This is a genomic window from Dermatobacter hominis, assembly GCF_020715685.1.
Lineage (GTDB): Bacteria > Actinomycetota > Acidimicrobiia > Acidimicrobiales > Microtrichaceae > Dermatobacter > Dermatobacter hominis.
Genome location: NZ_CP085840.1, coordinates 301,368 through 319,042, shown reverse-complemented (window position 1 = coordinate 319,042; position 17,675 = coordinate 301,368). Strand labels below are relative to the sequence as shown.

Here is a 17,675-nt window from a genome sequence, read left to right as displayed (position 1 = left end):
CGCCGGTCAGCCGGCGAGGCCCGCCAACTGTTGCAGCTGCTCGGCCACCGAGCTGCCCCAGCCCTCGCGGGCGATGACGAGCAGCGTGTCGTCGCCGGCGACCGTGCCGACGACGTTGTCCAACCCGTTGCGGTCGATGGCCGACGCCACGACGTGCGCCGAGCCGGGCGGCGTCCGCAGGACCACGAGGTCGCCCGAGCGGTCCACCTCGACCAGCCAGTCGCCGAGCACCCGCCGCAGGTGGTCCTGCGGGCTCACCTGCTCCCTCGGCAGCTCGGGGATGGCGTAGACGGTGTCGCCCCCGGGCACACGCACCTTGATCGCGCCGAGCTCCTCGAGGTCGCGCGACACCGTCGCCTGCGTGACCGACACCCCGTCGGCCGCGAGCAGCTCGGTGAGCTGGCCCTGGTTGGTCACCCGGTGCTCGACGAGCAAACGCGAGATGCGGTGCTGGCGCTGCTGCTTGCCCGCCATCAGCCCGCCGCCCTCGCCTCGGCGCCGAGCCAGACGAGCAGACCTCGCGCCGAGTGCATGCGGTTGTGCGCCTGCGGCCAGATGCGGCTCTGCGGGCCGTCGAGCACGCCGTCGGTGGCCTCGTCGCCCCGGTGCGCCGGCAGGCAGTGCAGGAAGACGGCGTCGGGACCGGCCGCGGCCATCATCGCCTCGTCGACCCGCCACCGGTCGAACGCCTCGCGGCGGACGCGCTGCTCCTCCTCCTGGCCCATCGAGTACCAGGCGTCGGTGTACACGGCGTCCGCGCCGGCCACGGCCTCGTACGGGTCGTCGACCACCGTGACGTCGGTGCCGGCGGAGCGGATGCGGTCGAGCTGCCCCTCGTCGAAGCGGTACCCCGGTGGGCTGCTGAGCCGGAACGAGACCCCGGCGAGGCCGCAGCCGATGCCGAGCGACCGGGCGACGTTGTTGGCGTCGCCGACGTACGCGACCGTGAGGCCGTCCAATCGGCCGAAGCACTGGCGCAGCGTCAGCAGGTCGGCCAGCGTCTGGACCGGGTGGGCGTCGTCGGACAGCAGGTTGACGACCGGCACCGACGACGCGGCGGCCATGCGCTCGAGCTTGTGGTGCTCGAACACCCGGGCTCCGATGACGCCACCGAAGCCCGACATCAGCCGCCCGAGGTCCTCGGCCGTCTCCCGCGTGTCGATCCCCACCTCGGCCCCCGTGAGCGTCACCGGGTGCCCGCCCACCTGCACGATCGCCATCTCCATCGAGGTGCGGGTCCGGGCCGACGGCTTCTCGAACAGCAGCACGCCCCCGGAGCCCGCCAGCACCTTGGGAGGATCGGCGAGCTCGGAGAGGTCGAGGATGCGCAGGAGCTCGGCGGTCGTCAGGTCGTCCACCTCGAGGAGGTGGCGGGGCGTGGTCCCGGACGCGGGCGCGACCGCGGTCGCCGTCGACGGCGGGGTGGACATCAGGACCCTCCTGCGAGCTCGGCGATCGCGGCGGCGATCGCATCGGTGCCGGTCCGCAGCTCGTCGTCGGTGATCAGCAGGCTCGGAGCGAGCCGCAGCGCGGTGGGCGTGACCGCGTTCGTGACGACGCCCCGCGCCATCAGGTCGGACTGGAGCCGGCGGGCGTCGACCGCGACCTCGACCGCGATCAGGGCACCGAGACCCCGGACGTCGACGACGCCCGGGACGTCGCGCAGCGCCGCGGCGACCCGCTCGCCGATGTGGCGCGCCCGTGCCGGCACGTCGGCCTCCTCCATCACCGCGAGCACCGCCCGGGCGGCGGACGCGGCGAGCGGCTGACCGCCGTAGGTCGTCGCGTGGTCGCCGGGCTCGAACGCGGCCGCCACGTCGGCCCGGGCCCAGCACGCCCCGATCGGGACGCCGTTGCCGAGCGCCTTGGCCATCGTGACGACGTCGGGAACGACGCCGAAGTGCTGGTGGGCGAACCACGCCCCGCAGCGGCCGAGGCCGGTCTGCACCTCGTCGACGACGAAGAGCACGCCCCGCTCGTCGCACAGCTCCCGCACGCCCCGGAAGTATTCGGCGGACGCGGGGTTCACGCCGCCCTCGCCCTGCACCGGCTCGAGCAGCACGGCCGCCACCGACGGGTCGATCGCGGACGACAGCGCGTCGAGGTCGTCCCACGCGACGTGGACGAAGCCCTCGGGCAGCGGCTGGAACGCCTCGTGCTTGGACGGCTGGCCGGTCGCGTGCAGCGTGGCCAGCGTCCGCCCGTGGAAGCTCCCGTAGGCCGACACGACCTTGTACCGACCCGACGGCGAGCCGGCGTGCTTGCGGGCGAGCTTGATGGCGCACTCGTTCGCCTCGGCGCCGGAGTTCGTGAAGAAGACCTGGCCGCCGCCCCCGAGCAGCCGGTCGAGCGTGGCGGCGACCTCCGAACCCGGGACCGTGCCGAACAGGTTCGACGTGTGCAGCAGGGTCCGGGACTGCTCGCAGAGCGCGTCGGCGACCGCCGGGTGGGCGTGGCCGAGCGAGGTGACGGCGAGGCCCGACAGCAGGTCGAGGTAGCGACCGTCGGCGTCGTCCCACAGCCAGCTGCCCTCGCCCCGCACGAAGGTCACCTGCGGCGGCGGGTAGGTCGGCATCAGCGGCGAGGTCACGGGGCCACCTCCGGTCCGGGTGAGATCGTGGCGTCGCCGACGACCATGGTGCCGACGCCGGCGTCGGTCAGCAGCTCGAGCAGCAGCACGTGGGGCCGCCGCCCGTCGACCAGGTGGACGGAGCCGACCCCGGCCTCGATGGCCCGCACGCAGCCCGACATCTTGGGCACCATGCCGCCCGAGATCGTGCCGTCGGAGACCATGCGGGCCACGTCGTCGCCGTCGACGCGGTCGATCAGGGTCGACGGGTCGTCGGCGTCGGCGAGCAGGCCGGGCACGTCGGTGAGGAAGATGAGCTTCTCGGCCCGCAGCTCCTCGGCGATCGCGGTGGCGGCGTCGTCGGCGTTGATGTTGTAGGTCTGGCCGTCGTGGTCGACGCCGATCGTGGCGATGACCGGGATCAGGCCCATCCCGAGCGTCCGGGTGATGAGCTCGGGGTTCACCCGGGTCACCGAGCCGACGTAGCCGAGCTCCGGGTCGTGGGCCTCGGCCTCGAGCAGGTGGGCGTCGGTGCCGGCGAGCCCCAGCGCCAGCGGGCCGAAGCCGTTCAGCGCGGTGACGATGTCGGCGTTGACCTTGCCCATCAGCACCATCTGGGCGACCTCGAGCGTCTCCGCGTCGGTGACGCGCCGGCCGTCCACGAACTCGCTGGTCTTGCCGAGCCGCCCGAGCCACTCGCCGATCTGGGGACCGCCGCCGTGGACGACGACCGGTCGCATGCCGACCCGGTGCATCAGCACGATGTCGGACGCGAACTGCTCGAACAGGTCGGGGTCGCCCATGGCGTTGCCGCCGAACTTCACGACGACGACCGCGCCCCGGAAGGCCTCGATGTAGGGCAGCGCCTGCAGGAGGACCTCGACCGCGACGGTGGGGTCGTCCCTCGGGTCGATGCTCGCCTCCGCGGGCCCCTCGCCGCTCACGGCGCGGTCCCGACGACGGCGAGGCCCTGCTCCTCGGGGAGCCCGAGCGCCAGGTTCATGCACTGCACCGCCTGGCCCGACGCTCCCTTGCCGAGGTTGTCGATCGCGGCGATGGCGAGCACGGTGCCGGTCCGCTCGTCGTAGCGCGCGGTGACGTGGGCCGCGTTCGTGCCGAGGGTGGCCTTGGTCGAGGGCGATCGCTCGGACGCCACCACGAAGGGCTCGTCGGCGTAGCGCTCGTGGAGGACGTCGAGCACGGCGTCGGTGCTGAGGCCGTCGACGGCGGGGCGGGCGTAGCAGGTGGCCAGGATCCCCCGGTTCATCGGCACGAGGTGCGGGGTGAACAGCACGGTCGCGCCGAGGTTCATGTCCATCTCGGAGGTGTGGCGGTGGTCGAGGAGGCCGTAGGCCTGCACGTCGGAGTCCACCGCGCAGAACGTCGTGTGCGGCTTGGGCGGCCGACCTGCACCCGACACCCCGGACACGGCGTCGACGATGATGCCGTCGGTCTGCACGAGGTCGGCGGTGACGAGCGGGTGCAGCGCGAGGGTGGCGGCCGTCGGGTAGCACCCCGGGGCGGCCACCGCCTCGGCGCCGCGCAGGGCGTCGCGGTGCAGCTCGGGGATCCCGTAGACGAAGCGGTCCAGCAGCTCGGGGCAGGTGTGCGGCTCGTGGTACCACCGCTCGTACTCGGCGCCGTCGGACAGCCGGAAGTCGGCGCCGAGGTCGACGACGGCGCCGATCTTGCCGAGCAGGTCCGGCACGATCGCCTGGCTCGCGCCGTGCGGCAGCCCCAGGAAGACGCCGTCGACGCCGTCGAGCAGCGCCGGGTCCCACGACTCGAAGACCAGGTCGGGGTACGCCAGCGCCAGGCCCGGGTACAGCGCTGCCGCCGGTGTGCCGGCCTGCGTGTCACCGGTGGCGAAGGCGACGTCGAGCCCGGGGTGGGACGCGCAGATGCGCAGGAGCTCGGCCCCGGTGAAGCCCGATGCGCCGATGATGCCGATGCGTGCCCTCGTGGCCATGGTCGGTCACCCTAGCGCACGAACATGCATCGCGTCGCATACTTGTGCAACAACGACGGAGTCGGGACCGGTCAAGGCCACGGCCGGGTCGAGGGCGCCGTGACCCGACGGAGGGGACGGGACGTCGGGCCGGCGCGGGTGGTCAGGCCCGGAGGGTGGCGTCGTGGGTGGCGACCACCTCGTCGATGATCGCCTGGCGGACCACGCCGACCTCGGCGTCGGTGAGGGTGCGGTCGTCGGCCTGGAACCGCAGCCGGAAGGCCAGGCTCCGGGCGCCCTCGAAGGCGTCGGACCGGAAGACGTCGAAGAGCTCGAGGCGCCGCAGGAGCGGCGCACCGGCGGCGCGGATCGTCGCCCGGACCGCGGCGGCCGGGATCCGGTCCTCGACCACGAAGGCGAGGTCGACGTCGGCCGACGGGAACCGGCTCACCGGGCGGGCGAGGTGGACCGGCGCCGGGAGGTCGAGCAGGGCCCCGAGCTCGAGCTCGAGCCAGGCGACGCGCTGCTCGATCCCGAACCGGTCGAGCACCTCGGGGTCGATCTCGCCGACCTCGCCGGCGTGGGCGCCGGCGATCTCGACCGTGGCCGACCGGGCCGGGTGCAGCCCGGGGAGCTCCTCGGCCCGCAGCACGACCGGACCGATGCCCATCGCCGCCACGACGACGTCGAGCAGCTCCACCGCGGTCGGGGCCTCGGCGCCGGCCAGGACGACCGCGAGCTGCTCGCGCTCGCCGTCGAGCACGCGCCCGAGGCGCGACGACTCCTCGACGTCGACGATCGGTCCGCGGTCGCCGAGCTCGAACACCCGGCCGATCTCGGAGAGCCACACGCCGTCGATGCGGTGCTTGGCGTTGTGGGCCACCGCGGCCAGCAGGCCGGGTCGCAGCGAGGTGCGCAGCACCGACTCCTCGGCGGCGAGCGGGTTGGCCAGCACGAGCCCGGTGGCCGGCAGGCCGCAGCGCTCGAGGTCGCCGGGCGCGAGGAAGGGCATCGGCATGGCCTCGCTGACGCCGAAGCCCGCCAGGGCGCGCCGCACCGATCGGCGCGTCCGCTGCGGACCGCTGAGTCCGCCGGGGTGCGGCGACACGGGCACGGTGCGCTCGATCCGCGACAGCCCGTACATGCGGCCGATCTCCTCGACCACGTCGATCTCGGTCGACGAGTCGGGCCGCCAGCTCGGGATGTCGACCGCGAGGTCGTCGCCCTGCTCGGTCGAGGTGAACCCGATCGGCGCGATGAGATCGACCATGAGGCCCCGGTCGAGGCGGGTCCCGAGCACGGCGTTCACCTTCGAGGGGCGCACGGTCACGGTGATCCGCTCGGGCAGGTCGCCCTCGGCCACCACCGACCCGGGCCGGAGCGTCGCTGCGCCGTCGCCGACGAGCAGCTCGGCCAACCGGGCGATCGCCCGGTCCGCCGCGGCGGTGTCGACCCCCCGCTTGAAGCGGGCCGACGCCTCCGAGTGCAGGCTGTGGCGCGCCGCGGTGTCGGCGATCGACTGCGGGTCCCACCAGGCGGCCTCGACGAGCACGTCGGTCGTGGCCTCGGAGATCTCGGTCGACGCGCCGCCCATTACGCCGGCGAGGCCGATCACGGCGTCGTCCGCGTCGGCGATCACCCCGTCGGCGGGATCGAGGTCCCGCACCACGCCGTCGAGCGTCTCCAGCCGCTCCCCCGCCCTCGCCCGGCGGACGCGCAGGGTCGGGCCGTCCCCTCCGTCGGCGAGCGTCGCCAGGTCGAACGCGTGGCTCGGCTGGCCGAGCTCGAGCATGACGTAGTTGGACGCGTCGACGACGCTGTTGATCGGGCGCATGCCGGCGGCGAGCAGGCGCTGGGCCATCCACCGCGGCGACGGTCCGATCCGCACGTCCGCCAGCGCCCGCACGGCGAAGCGCCCGCACAGGACCGGGTCCTCGATCACGACCGCCGCGGTGCCGGCGACGTCGGGACCCGTGGTGGGCGGTGCGGGCTCGGGCACGTGGAACGGCACGCCCTGCCGGGCCGCGAGGTCGCGCGCCACGCCGACCACGCTCAGCGCGTCGGGCCGGTTCGGGTTCACGTCGACGTCGAAGACGACGTCGGAGCGCAGCTCGAGGGCCTCGGCCAAAGGCGTGCCGGGCGCCGGCTGGGACTCGGCGGTGCCGCCGAGCACCAGGATGCCGGAGTGGTCGTCGCCGAGCTCGAGCTCGGCGGCCGAGCACAGCATCCCGTTGCTCATCTCGCCGCGCATCTTGCGGGCCGCGATCTCCATGCCGCCGGGCATGACGGTGCCGACGGTGGCGAGCGGCACGAGGTCGCCGGCGACCATGTTGGTGGCGCCGCAGACGATCTGGAGCGCCCGGCCGTCGCCGGTGTCGACGTCGACGAGCCGGACGCGGTCGGCGTCGGGGTGCGGCCGCACCTCGAGCACGCGGGCGACGATGACGCCGCCGAGCGAGCCGCCGACTGTGATGATCTCGTCGACCTCGAGGCCGAGGTCGGTCAGCTGCTCCGCGATGGCGGCGGGGCTGCCCGTCACCGGGGCGAACTCCTGCAACCAGTTGAGGCTCACCCGCATGTCAGAACTGCTCCAGGAATCGCATGTCGTTGGTGATCAGGTCGCGGATGTCGGTGAGGTGGTGGCGGATCTTGGCCAGCCGCTCGATGCCGAAGCCGAAGGCGAAGCCCGACCACTCCTCCGGGTCGAGCCCGCAGGCCCGCAGGACGTTCGGGTGGACCATGCCGCAGCCGCCGACCTCGAGCCACGATCCGTCGGGCTGGGAGATGTCGACCTCGGCGGAGGGCTCGGTGAAGGGGAAGTACGACGGGCGCAGCCGCGACGTGAGCTCCTGGCCGAAGTAGGCCTTGGTGAACGTCTCGATCGTGCCGGACAGGTCGCCCATCGTGATGCCACGGTCGATGACCAGCATCTCGATCTGGTGGAACACCGGTAGGTGCGTGGCGTCGGCGGTGTCCTGGCGGTAGGTCCGGCCGGGGCAGACGACGTAGATCGGCGGACCGCTGCCGTCGCGCACGGCCCGCAGCATGGTCCGGACCTGGACCGGCGAGGTGTGGGTCCGCAGCAGCAGCTGCTGCGGGCCGACGCCCTCGAGCTCGGAGGTGTCGAGGTAGAGGGTGTCCCACAGCGACCGGGCCGGGTGCGACGGTGGCAGGTTGAGCGCCTCGAAGTTAAACCAGTCGGTCTCGACCTCGGGACCGGTGGCGACCGTGAAGCCCATGCCGACGAACACGTCCTCGAGCCGCTCCCAGGTCTGGGTCACCAGGTGGACGTGGCCGGCGCTGGCCCGGCCGAGGCTCTCGGTCAGGTCCAGCCGCTCGGCGGCGAGCTGGGCCCGTCGCTCGACGGCGGCGAGCTCCGCGACCCGATCTGCGACCGCCGCCTCGAGCGTGGCACGGGTCTCGTGTAGCGCCGCGCCGAGGACCTTGCGGTCGTCGGGGTCGAGGTCGCGCATCCCGGCCTTCAGCTCCGAGAGCCGGGACCGCTTGCCGAGCAGCTCGGACTCGACGGCGCGCACGTCGTCGGAGGTCGGCGCCGCGCCGATCCGGGCGACGCCATCGGCGACCAGCGCCCGCGCCTCGTCCGCCAGGTCCGCACCGCTCACTTCGATCGTTCCTCTCGGGTCGGAGCCGGGCCGGCCGTGGCCGCGGCGCTGACATCATGGCCCAGCGGGCCGGGCGCCCCACGAACCGGTTCCGGGCCGGCCGCGCCCGGGCCCGAACGGCGCTGGCGGGCGGCCTCGAACACCACCAGCGCGCCGGCCACCGCCGCGTTCAGCGACTCGATCTCGCCCTCCATCGGGATGCTGACCCGACCCGACGCCGCCGCAGCGACGTCGTCGGGCAGCCCGTGGGCCTCGCTGCCGACCAGCACGAGGCAGGCGCCGCCGAGCTCGGCGGCGTCGAGCGCGGTGCCGCCGTCGCGCACGGTCGCCCACGAGGCCAGCCCGGCGGCCGCTGCGGCGCCGATGACGTCGACCGCCTCGACGCCCTCGACGACGGGCACCCGGAACAGGGCGCCCGCGGTCGAGCGGACCGTCTTGGGGTTGTGCAGGTCGACGGAGCGCGGCGTCAGCACGACCCCCGCGCACCCGGCCGCCTCGGCGACGCGGACGAGCGTGCCGGCGTTGCCGGGGTCCTGCAGCTCGACCAGCACGAGGACCGGGCGGCCGGTCTCGACCGCGATCCGCAGGACGTCGTCGAGGACCGCGGGCGCCTGGCTCGCGATCGCCACGACCGACTGGGGCGTCACGACGTCGAGCACGCGGGCGAGGGCGCCCTCGTCGACGTCGCGGACCTCGACGCCCGCTGCGACGGCGGCCAGCACCGAGGGGTGCGAGCGCGCCGCCGGCTCGACGAACACGGTCCGCAGCGCGACGCCGGCCTCGACGGCCTCGCCGAGGAGGACCGGCCCGTCGATGAGGTACGCGCCGGCGTCCGAACGCGCACTGCGGCGCCTCGAGAGGCGCCGCAGCTCCTGCAGAGCGACCTTCGACGGGCCCTGGCCCGCCGGGGGGCGGTCGGGTCCGGTCGGCGTCCGATCCGACGGCATCCGATCAGTCAGCGTCGACCGTCCGGGTCTCGTTGCTCCGGTGCAGCCGGACGGGGTCAGCTCGCCGCTTCGGCGGGCGCGGCGTCGGCCGCGGCCTTGGCGACCTGGACCAGCGCCGAGAAGGCCTGCGGGTCCCGGACCGCGATGTCGGCGAGCGCCTTGCGGTCGATCTCGACCTCGGCGAGCTTCAGGCCGTTGATGAAGCGGCTGTAGCTGATGCCGTCCTGGCGGCACGCGGCGTTGATGCGCTGGATCCAGAGCTTGCGCATCTCGCCCTTGCGGGCCCGCCGGTCGCGGAACGCGTAGTTCCCGGCGTGCATGACCGCCTCGTTGGCGGCGCGGAACGTCCGGCTGCGGTGGCCGTAGTAGCCCTTGGCCTTGTTCAGTACGGCGCGGTGCTTCTTCTTGGCGTGGACGCCTCGCTTGACGCGTGCCATCGGTCAACTCCTTCGTGCGGTGCGGTGCCCGTCGGCGGGCCGCTCGGGCGGCCGGTCGGCACCGGGGGTGTGCGGATCCTGCGGGTGGTGGGCTCCAGGCCCGGGGCTCAGAGGCCCAGCTGCCGGCGGGCGCGGGTGCGGTCGCCGCCGGTGATCTCGGTGGTCCCGGCCAGGCGGCGCTTCCGCGACGGGGACTTCTTCTCGAGGATGTGGTTCAGGTTGGTCTTGCGACGCAGGATCTTGCCGGTGCCGGTGACCTTGTAGCGCTTCTTCGCGCCGGAGTGCGTCTTCATCTTGGGCATGGTCGTGTCTCTCTCGGGTGTCTCGTGCTCTGGTCGGTGCTCGGTGCCCCGGCGGTGCCGCCTCGGCCGCCGGACCGTGGATCCGGGTCGGCGGCCGGTCCTGGCGGCGGCCGCCGGCCGGACGCGCCGGCCGGCGTCGCGCCTCGACCGTTCGGTCAGGCCTCGGTGGCGGCCGGTTCGGGCGCCGGCTCCGCAGCCGGGGGCGGAGGAACCTCCGCCGTGGGCTCGTCCCCTGCGTCGTCCGCCTCGTCCGCCTCGTCCGCGGTGTCCTGGGCCTTCTTGGCGTGCGCGGCCTGCGCCTTCTTGTCCGGCCCGAGCACCATGGTCATGTTGCGGCCGTCCTGCTTGGGCATCACCTCGACCCGACCGAGGTGGCTGACCTCCTCGGCGACCCGGTCGAGGATGCGACGCCCGAGCTCGGGGTGCTGCATCTCGCGGCCACGGAACATGATCGTGACCTTGACCTTGTGGCCCTCGCCCAGGAACTGGGCGACCTTGCGGGTCTTGGTGTCGAAGTCGCCGCCGCCGATCTTGGGACGGTACTTCATCTCCTTGACCGTGATGTTCGTGGCCTTCTTGCGGGATTCCTTGGCCCGTTGCTGCGCCTCGTACTTGAACTTCGTGAAGTTCATGATCCGACACACCGGCGGGTTGGCCTCGGCCGCGACCTCGACGAGGTCGAGGTCCAGGGACCTGGCGGTCGCCAGGGCCTCGGGCAGCGGCTTGATGCCGAGCTGGTCCCCGTCCGGTCCGATCAGTCGGACCTCACGAGCGCGGATGCGGTCGTTGATGCGGGGCTCGTCGTTCGATGCGGCAGCTATGGCCGATCACTGCTCAACAGCAGTTCCTTTCGTGGGTGGACTGGTGCGACCCGCCTGCGAAAAGCAGAACGGGCGGATGCCTGCAGGCACCCGCCGTCGCGCTGACGATCCCCGGAGGGACCGTCTCGTTCGTCACGTTCCCGGCGCACCGCCATGGTCGGGGACCATCGTGGCCGGGAGGGGCGGGAGCCCACTTGCCTCGGTTGTGCGCAGTAGCGTACCAGCCGGCACCGCTCCGGTCAGCATCGGCCCCGGCGGCCAGGCCCGGGTCCCCGCCCGGGCGCCTTCCCCTCTCACGTGGAGATGCTGATGAGCTCATTGTGGACCCCCGACGGCGAACGCCCGGTCGGCCGCGGCACCGCCGACGCTGCCGACGCCGGTCCCGACGACGCTGCCGGCGCCCCGCCGGAGGGCACCGACCCGCTCCGCGCCGCCGCTGCGGCGCTCGGCCTCGACCTCGACCGGATGACCGACGAGGACCGGGCGCAGCTCGAGGTCGAGCTGAACGAGATGATGCAGGTCCGCCGCCAGGTCGCCGCCACCCCGGCCGCGGAGATGCTGACGAACTACCTGATGCGGTTCTTCGACCTGGCCACCATCTACCTCGAGGCCGACCCGCCGGCCTTCGCCGAGGCCGCGACGGTGATCGAGGCGTTCCGCTCGGTGCTCGACGGCGTCGGCGACCGCCTCGGCGACAGCGAGCCCCTGCTCCGGGAGGCGCTGGGGCAGGCCCAGATGGTGTTCGTCCAGGTCAAGAACGCGACGGAAGGGGCGTGACCGGGCGCGCCTCGAGCGCGCCCCCGTGCCCCGCGGCAGTCCGGTGCAGCACCGCCGTGCCGACCGCGATGTCGCGGCTGCCGTCGCTGATGGCCGTCGCGTGGAACGTCAGCTCCGTCCCGTCGTCGGCGCGGACGGTGCCGAGCCCCACCTCACGGTCGAACGCCACCACGGTGCCGATCACCGGTGCGCTGGTCGCCACGTCCGCCGCCCTCGCCGTCGTCCCGCCCCGTCCGATCGTCAGTGGACGATCTTCGACAGCGGCAGCTCGATGATGTCGGTGGCGCCGGCGTCCTTGAGGGCCGGGATCAGGATGTTGATCTCGTTCTTCGGCACGACCGTCTCGACCGCGTAGCCGGCGGCCCCGTACAGCTCGTTGACCGTCGGCGTCTTCATCGCCGGCAGCACCCCGATCACGGCGTCGAGCGCCTCGGCGGCCACGTTGAGCTTCACCAGCACCTTGCCCCGGGCCTCGAGGACGCCGCGCAGCAGGGTCAGCACCTGCTCCATCGCGTGGCGCTTCTCGGGGTCCGCGAACGAGGCGGGGTTGGCCACCAGCTCGGTGTAGGAGACGAGGATCACGTCGATCACCCGCAGCCCGGCGGCCCGCAGCGCCGAGCCGGTCTCGGTGATGTCCACGACGCAGTCGACGATGTCGGGCACCTTGGCCTCGGTCGCGCCGTACGACAGCCGGATGTCGGCGTCGACGCCCTTGTCGGCGAAGAACCGACGCGTCAGCTCCGGGTACTCGGTCGAGACCCGCACGCCGGCCGGCAGGTCCGACACCGAGCGGTACTCGGAGTCGCCCGGGACCGCCACGACGACGGTGATCGGGTTGGTCGTCGCCTTCGAGTACTTGAGCTCCCCGAGCGAGGTGACCTCGGAGCCGGTCTCCTCGACCCAGTCGCGACCGGTGATGCCCAGGTCGAAGAGCCCGTCGGCGACGTAGGTCGGGATCTCCTGCGGACGCAGGATCCGGACCGACTCGATCCTCGGGTCGTCGACGTCGGCCTTGTAGGAGACGGACGAGTCGCGGCGCACGGAGAGGTCGGCCGCCTCGAACAGGTCCATCGTGGACCGTTCGAGCGAACCCTTGGGGAGGACGAGCTTGAGCACGGCGCGAGGGTAGCGGCGGAGCCCTCCGCCACCCGAAGCGCGTTGGCGCCCCCGGACGGCCGCTGGACCGATGTCACAGCTCCCATGGCGCGACCCACCTCCCGCATGGTTGACTCTGCGGACGTCCGGTGCCGTGTTGGCGCCGCCTGGGGAGGACGTGTTGCACCGGGGCAGGTGACACGTGACTCTGACAGACCGTGGCGGCGATGCCGTCGACGTTCAACCATCCGTCGACCTGGAGCAGAGCGACACGCTCAGGCTCTGGGTCCCCGATCCCCTGGACCCCTCCCTCACGACGTACCACACCACGCCGGACACCGAGATCGGCGACCGGGCCGAGCGCTTCGTCTACGACACCTACCGCGAGCACGGCTACTGCGAGGAGTCGCCGCGCGGGTGGGTCGAGGAGGTCGAGCCGTGGCGCTCCCGCGGCACGCTCCACGTGATCTGCGACGGCGACGAGGTGCTCGGCGTCCTCCGCACGATCGTCGGCCGCTTCGAGGACCTGCCCGTCAGCCAGTTCGAGCAGACCGAAGCCCTCCGGGACGGCCTGCTGCTCGACGGCGGCTCGCTCGCCGTGAAGTCGGACTACCGCGGCGTCGGCCTGGCGACCGAGCTGTACCGCAACTGGCTCGAGGTCGGCATCCGTGCGGGCGTCGAGGGCTTCTGCATGCTGATGGACGACGGCTACGTCGACGTCATGCACACGCTCTACGCCCTGCCGACGCACGCGTTCGCCGCCCGCCGCGAGTACATGGGCGGCGACATCGAGCCGCTCGTCGTCTACATCGACGAGATGCTCGAGCAGATGGCCCGGGTGCGCCCCAACCTCTACAAGTACGCGATCTCCGGCTTCACGCCCGAGGAGATCGTGAAGTACGACCTGCCGATCATCCTCGACTGACGCGGCTGCGGCGCGCCCACGACGGGCGCGCCGCGGCGGGTCGGTGCACTGGTTCCGCCGTCCCGGCGGGGCCCACCGCTAGTGTTCGCCCCGGGAGGGCGGAGCACGAACGAGGACGCGAGGTCGGACGGGGTGGCAGGCGGAGCGTTTCGGACATGGGTGAGCGATGTGCGCTCGCTCGGGATCTTCGGTCGTGCGTGGGTCATCGGGAACGTCGCGTTCTCGGCCGCCCGGGCGCTGATCGCCTGGCCGACCTTCGGCCGCTACGGGCTGGACCCCTGGACGTTCCTGGCCCTCGACGTGATCACGGCGCCGCCGTACGGCCTCTCCCAGGCCCTCACGGTGAAGATCCTGCGGGACCCCGACCGCCCCGCCCGCGACGCGGTCGTGTGGTGCGCCGGCGTCGTCCTCTTCTTCCTGCTGCCGTACGTGTACCTGTTCTCGGCCACCGGCGACGTGCCGGCGTTCGCGTACATCGGCGTCATCCTGTGGATGCTGGTCTTCGGGGTGCTGACGGTGATCCGCATCGTCAAGGAGGTCCGGGCCGACGACGTGGCGGTCCCCGCCGAGGACGAGGTGGCGTGACGCCCGGGCGCCGCTGAGCGCCGCTCACCCTGCGGTGGGGTAGCGACATCCGACCCGCAAACCTCAGTTGGGCCCCGGAACGGCCGATGGAGTGGAGACCCACTTCCAGGACGTGCCATGGCCGACACTGCTCGACTCGCAGGCGCACCCGCGCCGACGGACCGAGTTCGCAGCAACCAACTGACACGCTTCCGGCGCTACCTCGCCCTCGCAGGGGTGTGGTACGTCGTGTACCTCGTCGTGCCCGAGGCGGTGCGCGGGGTCGTCTACGTGGTCGGCGGGGTGGTGTCGCTGGTCCTCGTCGGACGGCGCGTCGGCCAGCTGCCCCAGCCGGTGCGCAACATCGCCCGGCTCATGTTCCTGGCCGGCTTCTGCGCGATCTCCGGCGGCGTCATCCGCGGGCTGCAGAGCGCCATCACCGGCGTCCACTACCCGTTCCCGTCGATCGCCGACGTGCTCGTCGCAGCCTCGTACGTCCTGCTCATCGCGGCCATGTTCGTGATGGTCAAGCGGCGCCTGCCGCCGAACATCCTCGACCCCGCGCTCGACGCGGCGGTCGGCGGCATCGCCATCGCGGTGCTGCAGTGGGTCGCCGTCATCATCCCGTACGTCCAGGACGCGTCGCCGACGAACGCCGCGCTCTTCCTGAACCTCGCCTACGCGACCGGCTGCCTGGCCCTGGTCGTGATGGCGGTGTTCGCCCTCGTCGCCGGTGGCCACCGCTCGGTCGCCAACCGGATCCTCGCCGGCGCGCTCTTCGCGACCGTGCTCATCGACTCGATGACCACGCTCGTGCTCGCGGGGGCGATCCCCGAGATGGTGCGGACCGTGATCGCCCCGATGGGCCTGATGCTCGGCACCGCCGGCCTCCTGCACCCGTCGGTGGTGCTGATCGCCAGCCGCCCCTCGGACCCGTCGCAGCTGCGGCGCCTGACCCGCAAGCGCATCGGCGTGCTCGGGCTCGCGCTCGCCACCTGCCCGGTCCTGCTCGTCGCGCTGCTCGTGCGCGACCCCGGCGACCCGATCGCCCTCCTGCCCGCGGCCGCCTCCCTGGCCCTCGCCCCGCTCGTCGTCGTGCGGCTCGGCCGCCTGGTGCAGCAGAACGAGGAGCTCGCCGCGCTCGAGGCCACCCTGCGCTCGGTCGGTGAGCGACTGGTGGCGGCCGAGACGACGGCCGACGTCGGTCGGGTCGTGACCGTCGGCCTGGAGCAGGTGCTGCAGGCCAACTTCGTGAACGGCGGCATGGTGCTCGACCCGCAGAGCGACAAGGTCGACGCCGACGCCGGCGACCTGATGCCCGCGGTCGAGGCGCTGCGCACGACGATCGGCCGCGGCGACCACCACACGACCGGCGAGGTCCACCGGGTCGAGGTCGCCGGCGGGCACTGGAACGCCGGCCTCGTCGTCGTGCAGCGACGGGTCGTCGGCCTGCTCGTCACCGTCACCCGCCACGACCTCACCGACGAGGAGCGGGGCGCCATCCAGGCCCTCTGCCGCGAGGCCAGCATCGCCCTTCGTGCGGTCGAGCAGACCGAGCAGACGGTGCGCGAGCGGTCCGAGGAGCGCTTCGGGGCGCTCGTCGACAACAGCTCCGACATCGTCACGATCCTCGACGACCGGGGCCGGCTCACCTACGTGTCGCCGGTGGCGGTCCGCCTGCTCGGCTACCCGTCCGACTTCCGCGGCATCGAGCACGCGCTCGACCTCGTCCACCCCGACGACCGGGAGCTGGCGGCGAGGACGCTCGAGAACGTCCGCTACGGCGACCGCTCCCCCGTCGAGGTCCGCCTGCGGGCGCAGGACGGCTCGTACCACTGGTTCGAGGTCGTCGGCGTCGACCTGCAGAGCGACCCGAACATCCGCGGCATCGTGCTCAACGCCCGCGAGATCGGCGACCGCAAGGCGGCCGAGCAGCAGCTGCAGCTCTCCGAGGCCCGGTTCAAGGCCCTGGTGCAGAACTCGAGCGACGTCGTCCTGGTGGTGGGCTCCGCCGACGGGGTCCGCTACGCCAGCCCGTCGGTCGAGCACACGATCGGCCTGTCGCCCGAGCAGCTCGTCGGCCACACGCTCGAGGAGACGTTCCGCGACAGCGGCGTCGACTGGGACAGCGCGCTGCGCAGCGGCCGGCGCGAGGAGGAGCACCCCGAGCTGCTCGAGTTCGGCTTCCGCAACTCCCGCGGCGAGTGGATCCACCTCGAGGCCTCGGTGACCGACCTGCGGCGCGAGGAGGCGGTCGGCGGCTTCGTGCTCAACGCCCGCGACGTCACCGAGCGGACGACCATGATGCAGCGGCTCCGCTACCAGTCGACCCACGACGCGCTGACCGGGCTGGCCAACCGCGTCCTGGCGGCCGAGGAGCTCGGCGGGATGCTCGGCCGCAACGCCGGCGGCAGCACGGTCGCGGTCATCTCCCTCGACATCGACGACTTCAAGGACGTGAACGACAGCCTCGGCCACGGCGTCGGCGACCGCCTGCTCTACGCCGTGGCGGACCGCATCAAGGAGAGCCTGGCCTTCGGCGACGTCGCCGCCCGCGGCGGTGGCGACGAGTTCATCGTCGTCCTCGAGCGGGCCCACGGCGAGGCCCAGGTCCTGGAGCTGGCCGACCGCCTGCTCTCCTCCATCGAGCGGCCGTTCACGATCGACGGTCGCGAGCTGTCGATCACGGCGTCGGCCGGCGTCGCCTACGACCATGACCGGGAGACGGCCGCCGAGGTCCTGCTCCGCAACGCCGACACTGCGATGTACCGGGCCAAGCAGCTGGGCAAGCGCCGCTCGGTCGTGTTCGAGTCCCACATGCACACCGCGTCGTTCGACCGCCTCGAGCTGCGGGCCGACCTCGCCCGGGCGCTCGAGACCGACCAGTTCATGGCGCACTACCAGCCGATCATCGATCTGGACACCCACCAGATCGTCGGCTGCGAGGCCCTCATCCGCTGGCAGCACCCGCACCGCGGCCTGCTCTCCCCCGCCATCTTCGTGCCCCTCGCCGAGGAGAGCGGGCTGATCGGCCCGATGGGCGAGTGGATGCTCGAGCGGGCGTGCCGCGACCTGTCCGAGTGGCGCACGACCATGCCGGAGCTGGCCGAGGCGCTGACGATCTCGGTGAACCTGACCGCGCAGGAGGTCCACGGCGAGCGCCTGGTGCCCGTCGTGACCGACATCCTGCGCCGCACCTCGCTGCCGGCCGACCGGCTGGTGCTCGAGGTGACCGAGTCGAACCTGCTGTCGGACACCGACGTGATCCAGGAGCGCATGCAGCGGCTGCGGGCGCTCGGGACCCGGCTGGCCATCGACGACTTCGGGACCGGCTACTCCTCGCTCGGCTACATCCAGCGCTTCGCGTTCGACGTGCTGAAGATCGACCGCTCGTTCGTCGAGGGCCTCGACCGCCAGACCAACCGCCAGATCGTCACGGCGGTGCTCGACCTCGCCCGCGAGCTCGGCGTGCGGGTCGTCGCCGAGGGCATCGAGGAGGAGGAGCAGGAGCGCGCGCTGGTGGAGCTGGGCTGCAAGTTCGCCCAGGGCTACCGGTACTCCCGGCCCGTCCCCGCGGCGGACTTCCGGAAGCTGCTGCTGCAGCAGGCCGTGCCCGCCACGTCCTGAGCGGACCGTCCGGACGACGTCGATCCGTCCGAGCCGGCCG

The 17,675-nt window shown here is 72.8% G+C and carries 17 protein-coding genes; 4 read left to right on the top strand and 13 right to left on the bottom strand.

What is annotated here, in order from left to right; translation table 11 throughout:
* Positions 1 to 6: 6 nt before the first annotated feature.
* The 11 genes from argR to infC all read right to left on the bottom strand — a co-directional run bounded on the left by argR (position 7) and on the right by infC (position 10,647).
* Positions 7 to 474 carry an arginine repressor gene (argR, locus tag LH044_RS01520; protein ID WP_227758033.1) on the bottom strand — a complete coding sequence of 156 codons (468 nt, stop codon included), beginning with the start codon at positions 472 to 474 and terminating at the stop codon, positions 7 to 9.
* The gene (gene argF / locus LH044_RS01515; protein WP_227758032.1) at positions 474 to 1,430 is read right to left on the bottom strand and encodes an ornithine carbamoyltransferase; all 957 of its coding nucleotides are present in this window, start codon (positions 1,428 to 1,430) and stop codon (positions 474 to 476) included. Before argF ends, argR begins: the two co-directional genes overlap by 1 nt.
* Positions 1,430 to 2,590 (bottom strand): aspartate aminotransferase family protein, encoded by a 1,161-nt coding sequence (locus LH044_RS01510; protein ID WP_227758031.1) that lies wholly within the window; start codon positions 2,588 to 2,590, stop codon positions 1,430 to 1,432. Before LH044_RS01510 ends, argF begins: the two co-directional genes overlap by 1 nt.
* Positions 2,587 to 3,513, bottom strand: coding sequence for an acetylglutamate kinase (argB, locus tag LH044_RS01505; protein ID WP_227758030.1), 927 nt, complete (start codon positions 3,511 to 3,513; stop codon positions 2,587 to 2,589). The genes LH044_RS01510 and argB overlap by 4 nt, the downstream gene beginning before the upstream one ends.
* The gene (gene argC, locus LH044_RS01500; protein ID WP_227758029.1) at positions 3,510 to 4,538 is read right to left on the bottom strand and encodes an N-acetyl-gamma-glutamyl-phosphate reductase; all 1,029 of its coding nucleotides are present in this window, start codon (positions 4,536 to 4,538) and stop codon (positions 3,510 to 3,512) included. The genes argB and argC overlap by 4 nt, the downstream gene beginning before the upstream one ends.
* A gap of 142 nt (positions 4,539 to 4,680) precedes the next feature.
* Positions 4,681 to 7,095, bottom strand: a complete 2,415-nt coding sequence (gene pheT, locus LH044_RS01495) for a phenylalanine--tRNA ligase subunit beta (protein WP_227758028.1) — start codon at positions 7,093 to 7,095, stop codon at positions 4,681 to 4,683.
* Position 7,096: 1 nt separating this feature from the next.
* The gene (gene pheS, locus LH044_RS01490) at positions 7,097 to 8,140 is read right to left on the bottom strand and encodes a phenylalanine--tRNA ligase subunit alpha (RefSeq protein ID WP_227758027.1); all 1,044 of its coding nucleotides are present in this window, start codon (positions 8,138 to 8,140) and stop codon (positions 7,097 to 7,099) included.
* Positions 8,137 to 9,087, bottom strand: coding sequence for a TrmH family RNA methyltransferase (locus tag LH044_RS01485; protein WP_227758026.1), 951 nt, complete (start codon positions 9,085 to 9,087; stop codon positions 8,137 to 8,139). The genes pheS and LH044_RS01485 overlap by 4 nt, the downstream gene beginning before the upstream one ends.
* A gap of 56 nt (positions 9,088 to 9,143) precedes the next feature.
* Positions 9,144 to 9,524 carry a 50S ribosomal protein L20 gene (gene rplT, locus LH044_RS01480; RefSeq protein WP_227758025.1) on the bottom strand — a complete coding sequence of 127 codons (381 nt, stop codon included), beginning with the start codon at positions 9,522 to 9,524 and terminating at the stop codon, positions 9,144 to 9,146.
* 107 nt (positions 9,525 to 9,631) lie between these two features.
* Complete coding sequence (gene rpmI, locus LH044_RS01475) at positions 9,632 to 9,826, bottom strand: 50S ribosomal protein L35 (RefSeq protein WP_227758024.1); 195 nt, start codon at positions 9,824 to 9,826, stop codon at positions 9,632 to 9,634.
* 155 nt (positions 9,827 to 9,981) lie between these two features.
* Complete coding sequence (gene infC, locus LH044_RS01470; protein WP_309568861.1) at positions 9,982 to 10,647, bottom strand: translation initiation factor IF-3; 666 nt, start codon at positions 10,645 to 10,647, stop codon at positions 9,982 to 9,984.
* A 309-nt stretch (positions 10,648 to 10,956) separates the two neighbouring features.
* Here infC and LH044_RS01465 point away from each other — a divergent pair, with 309 nt between their 5' ends.
* Complete coding sequence (locus LH044_RS01465) at positions 10,957 to 11,424, top strand: hypothetical protein (protein ID WP_227758023.1); 468 nt, start codon at positions 10,957 to 10,959, stop codon at positions 11,422 to 11,424.
* Here the strand turns inward: LH044_RS01465 and LH044_RS01460 are convergent.
* Both LH044_RS01460 and hisG read right to left on the bottom strand, forming a co-directional pair.
* Positions 11,399 to 11,626 carry a S1 domain-containing protein gene (locus tag LH044_RS01460; protein ID WP_227758022.1) on the bottom strand — a complete coding sequence of 76 codons (228 nt, stop codon included), beginning with the start codon at positions 11,624 to 11,626 and terminating at the stop codon, positions 11,399 to 11,401. The genes LH044_RS01465 and LH044_RS01460 overlap by 26 nt on opposite strands.
* A 38-nt stretch (positions 11,627 to 11,664) precedes the next feature.
* On the bottom strand, positions 11,665 to 12,540 hold the full coding sequence (gene hisG / locus LH044_RS01455) for an ATP phosphoribosyltransferase (protein ID WP_227758021.1): 876 nt from the start codon (positions 12,538 to 12,540) through the stop codon (positions 11,665 to 11,667).
* 181 nt (positions 12,541 to 12,721) lie between these two features.
* Between hisG and LH044_RS21810 the strand changes: the two genes are divergently transcribed.
* The 3 genes from LH044_RS21810 to LH044_RS01440 all read left to right on the top strand — a co-directional run bounded on the left by LH044_RS21810 (position 12,722) and on the right by LH044_RS01440 (position 17,635).
* Positions 12,722 to 13,444, top strand: a complete 723-nt coding sequence (locus tag LH044_RS21810; RefSeq protein ID WP_255626086.1) for a GNAT family N-acetyltransferase — start codon at positions 12,722 to 12,724, stop codon at positions 13,442 to 13,444.
* Positions 13,445 to 13,603: 159 nt separating this feature from the next.
* Positions 13,604 to 14,029 carry a hypothetical protein gene (locus LH044_RS01445; RefSeq protein ID WP_227758020.1) on the top strand — a complete coding sequence of 142 codons (426 nt, stop codon included), beginning with the start codon at positions 13,604 to 13,606 and terminating at the stop codon, positions 14,027 to 14,029.
* Positions 14,030 to 14,245: 216 nt separating this feature from the next.
* Positions 14,246 to 17,635 carry a putative bifunctional diguanylate cyclase/phosphodiesterase gene (locus tag LH044_RS01440; RefSeq protein WP_227758019.1) on the top strand — a complete coding sequence of 1,130 codons (3,390 nt, stop codon included), beginning with the start codon at positions 14,246 to 14,248 and terminating at the stop codon, positions 17,633 to 17,635.
* The last annotated feature ends 40 nt before the right edge of the window (positions 17,636 to 17,675 follow it).

Bases quoted from the DNA above. Each gene is read 5' to 3' on its own strand.
- argR (WP_227758033.1), bottom strand. From the start codon at position 474: ATGGCGGGCAAGCAGCAGCGCCAGCACCGCATCTCGCGTTTGCTCGTC.
- LH044_RS01465 (WP_227758023.1), top strand. From the start codon at position 10,957: ATGAGCTCATTGTGGACCCCCGACGGCGAACGCCCGGTCGGCCGCGGC.
- rplT (WP_227758025.1), bottom strand. From the start codon at position 9,524: ATGGCACGCGTCAAGCGAGGCGTCCACGCCAAGAAGAAGCACCGCGCC.
- argC (WP_227758029.1), bottom strand. From the start codon at position 4,538: ATGGCCACGAGGGCACGCATCGGCATCATCGGCGCATCGGGCTTCACC.
- rpmI (WP_227758024.1), bottom strand. From the start codon at position 9,826: ATGCCCAAGATGAAGACGCACTCCGGCGCGAAGAAGCGCTACAAGGTC.
- argF (WP_227758032.1), bottom strand. From the start codon at position 1,430: ATGTCCACCCCGCCGTCGACGGCGACCGCGGTCGCGCCCGCGTCCGGG.
- LH044_RS01485 (WP_227758026.1), bottom strand. From the start codon at position 9,087: ATGCCGTCGGATCGGACGCCGACCGGACCCGACCGCCCCCCGGCGGGC.
- pheT (WP_227758028.1), bottom strand. From the start codon at position 7,095: ATGCGGGTGAGCCTCAACTGGTTGCAGGAGTTCGCCCCGGTGACGGGC.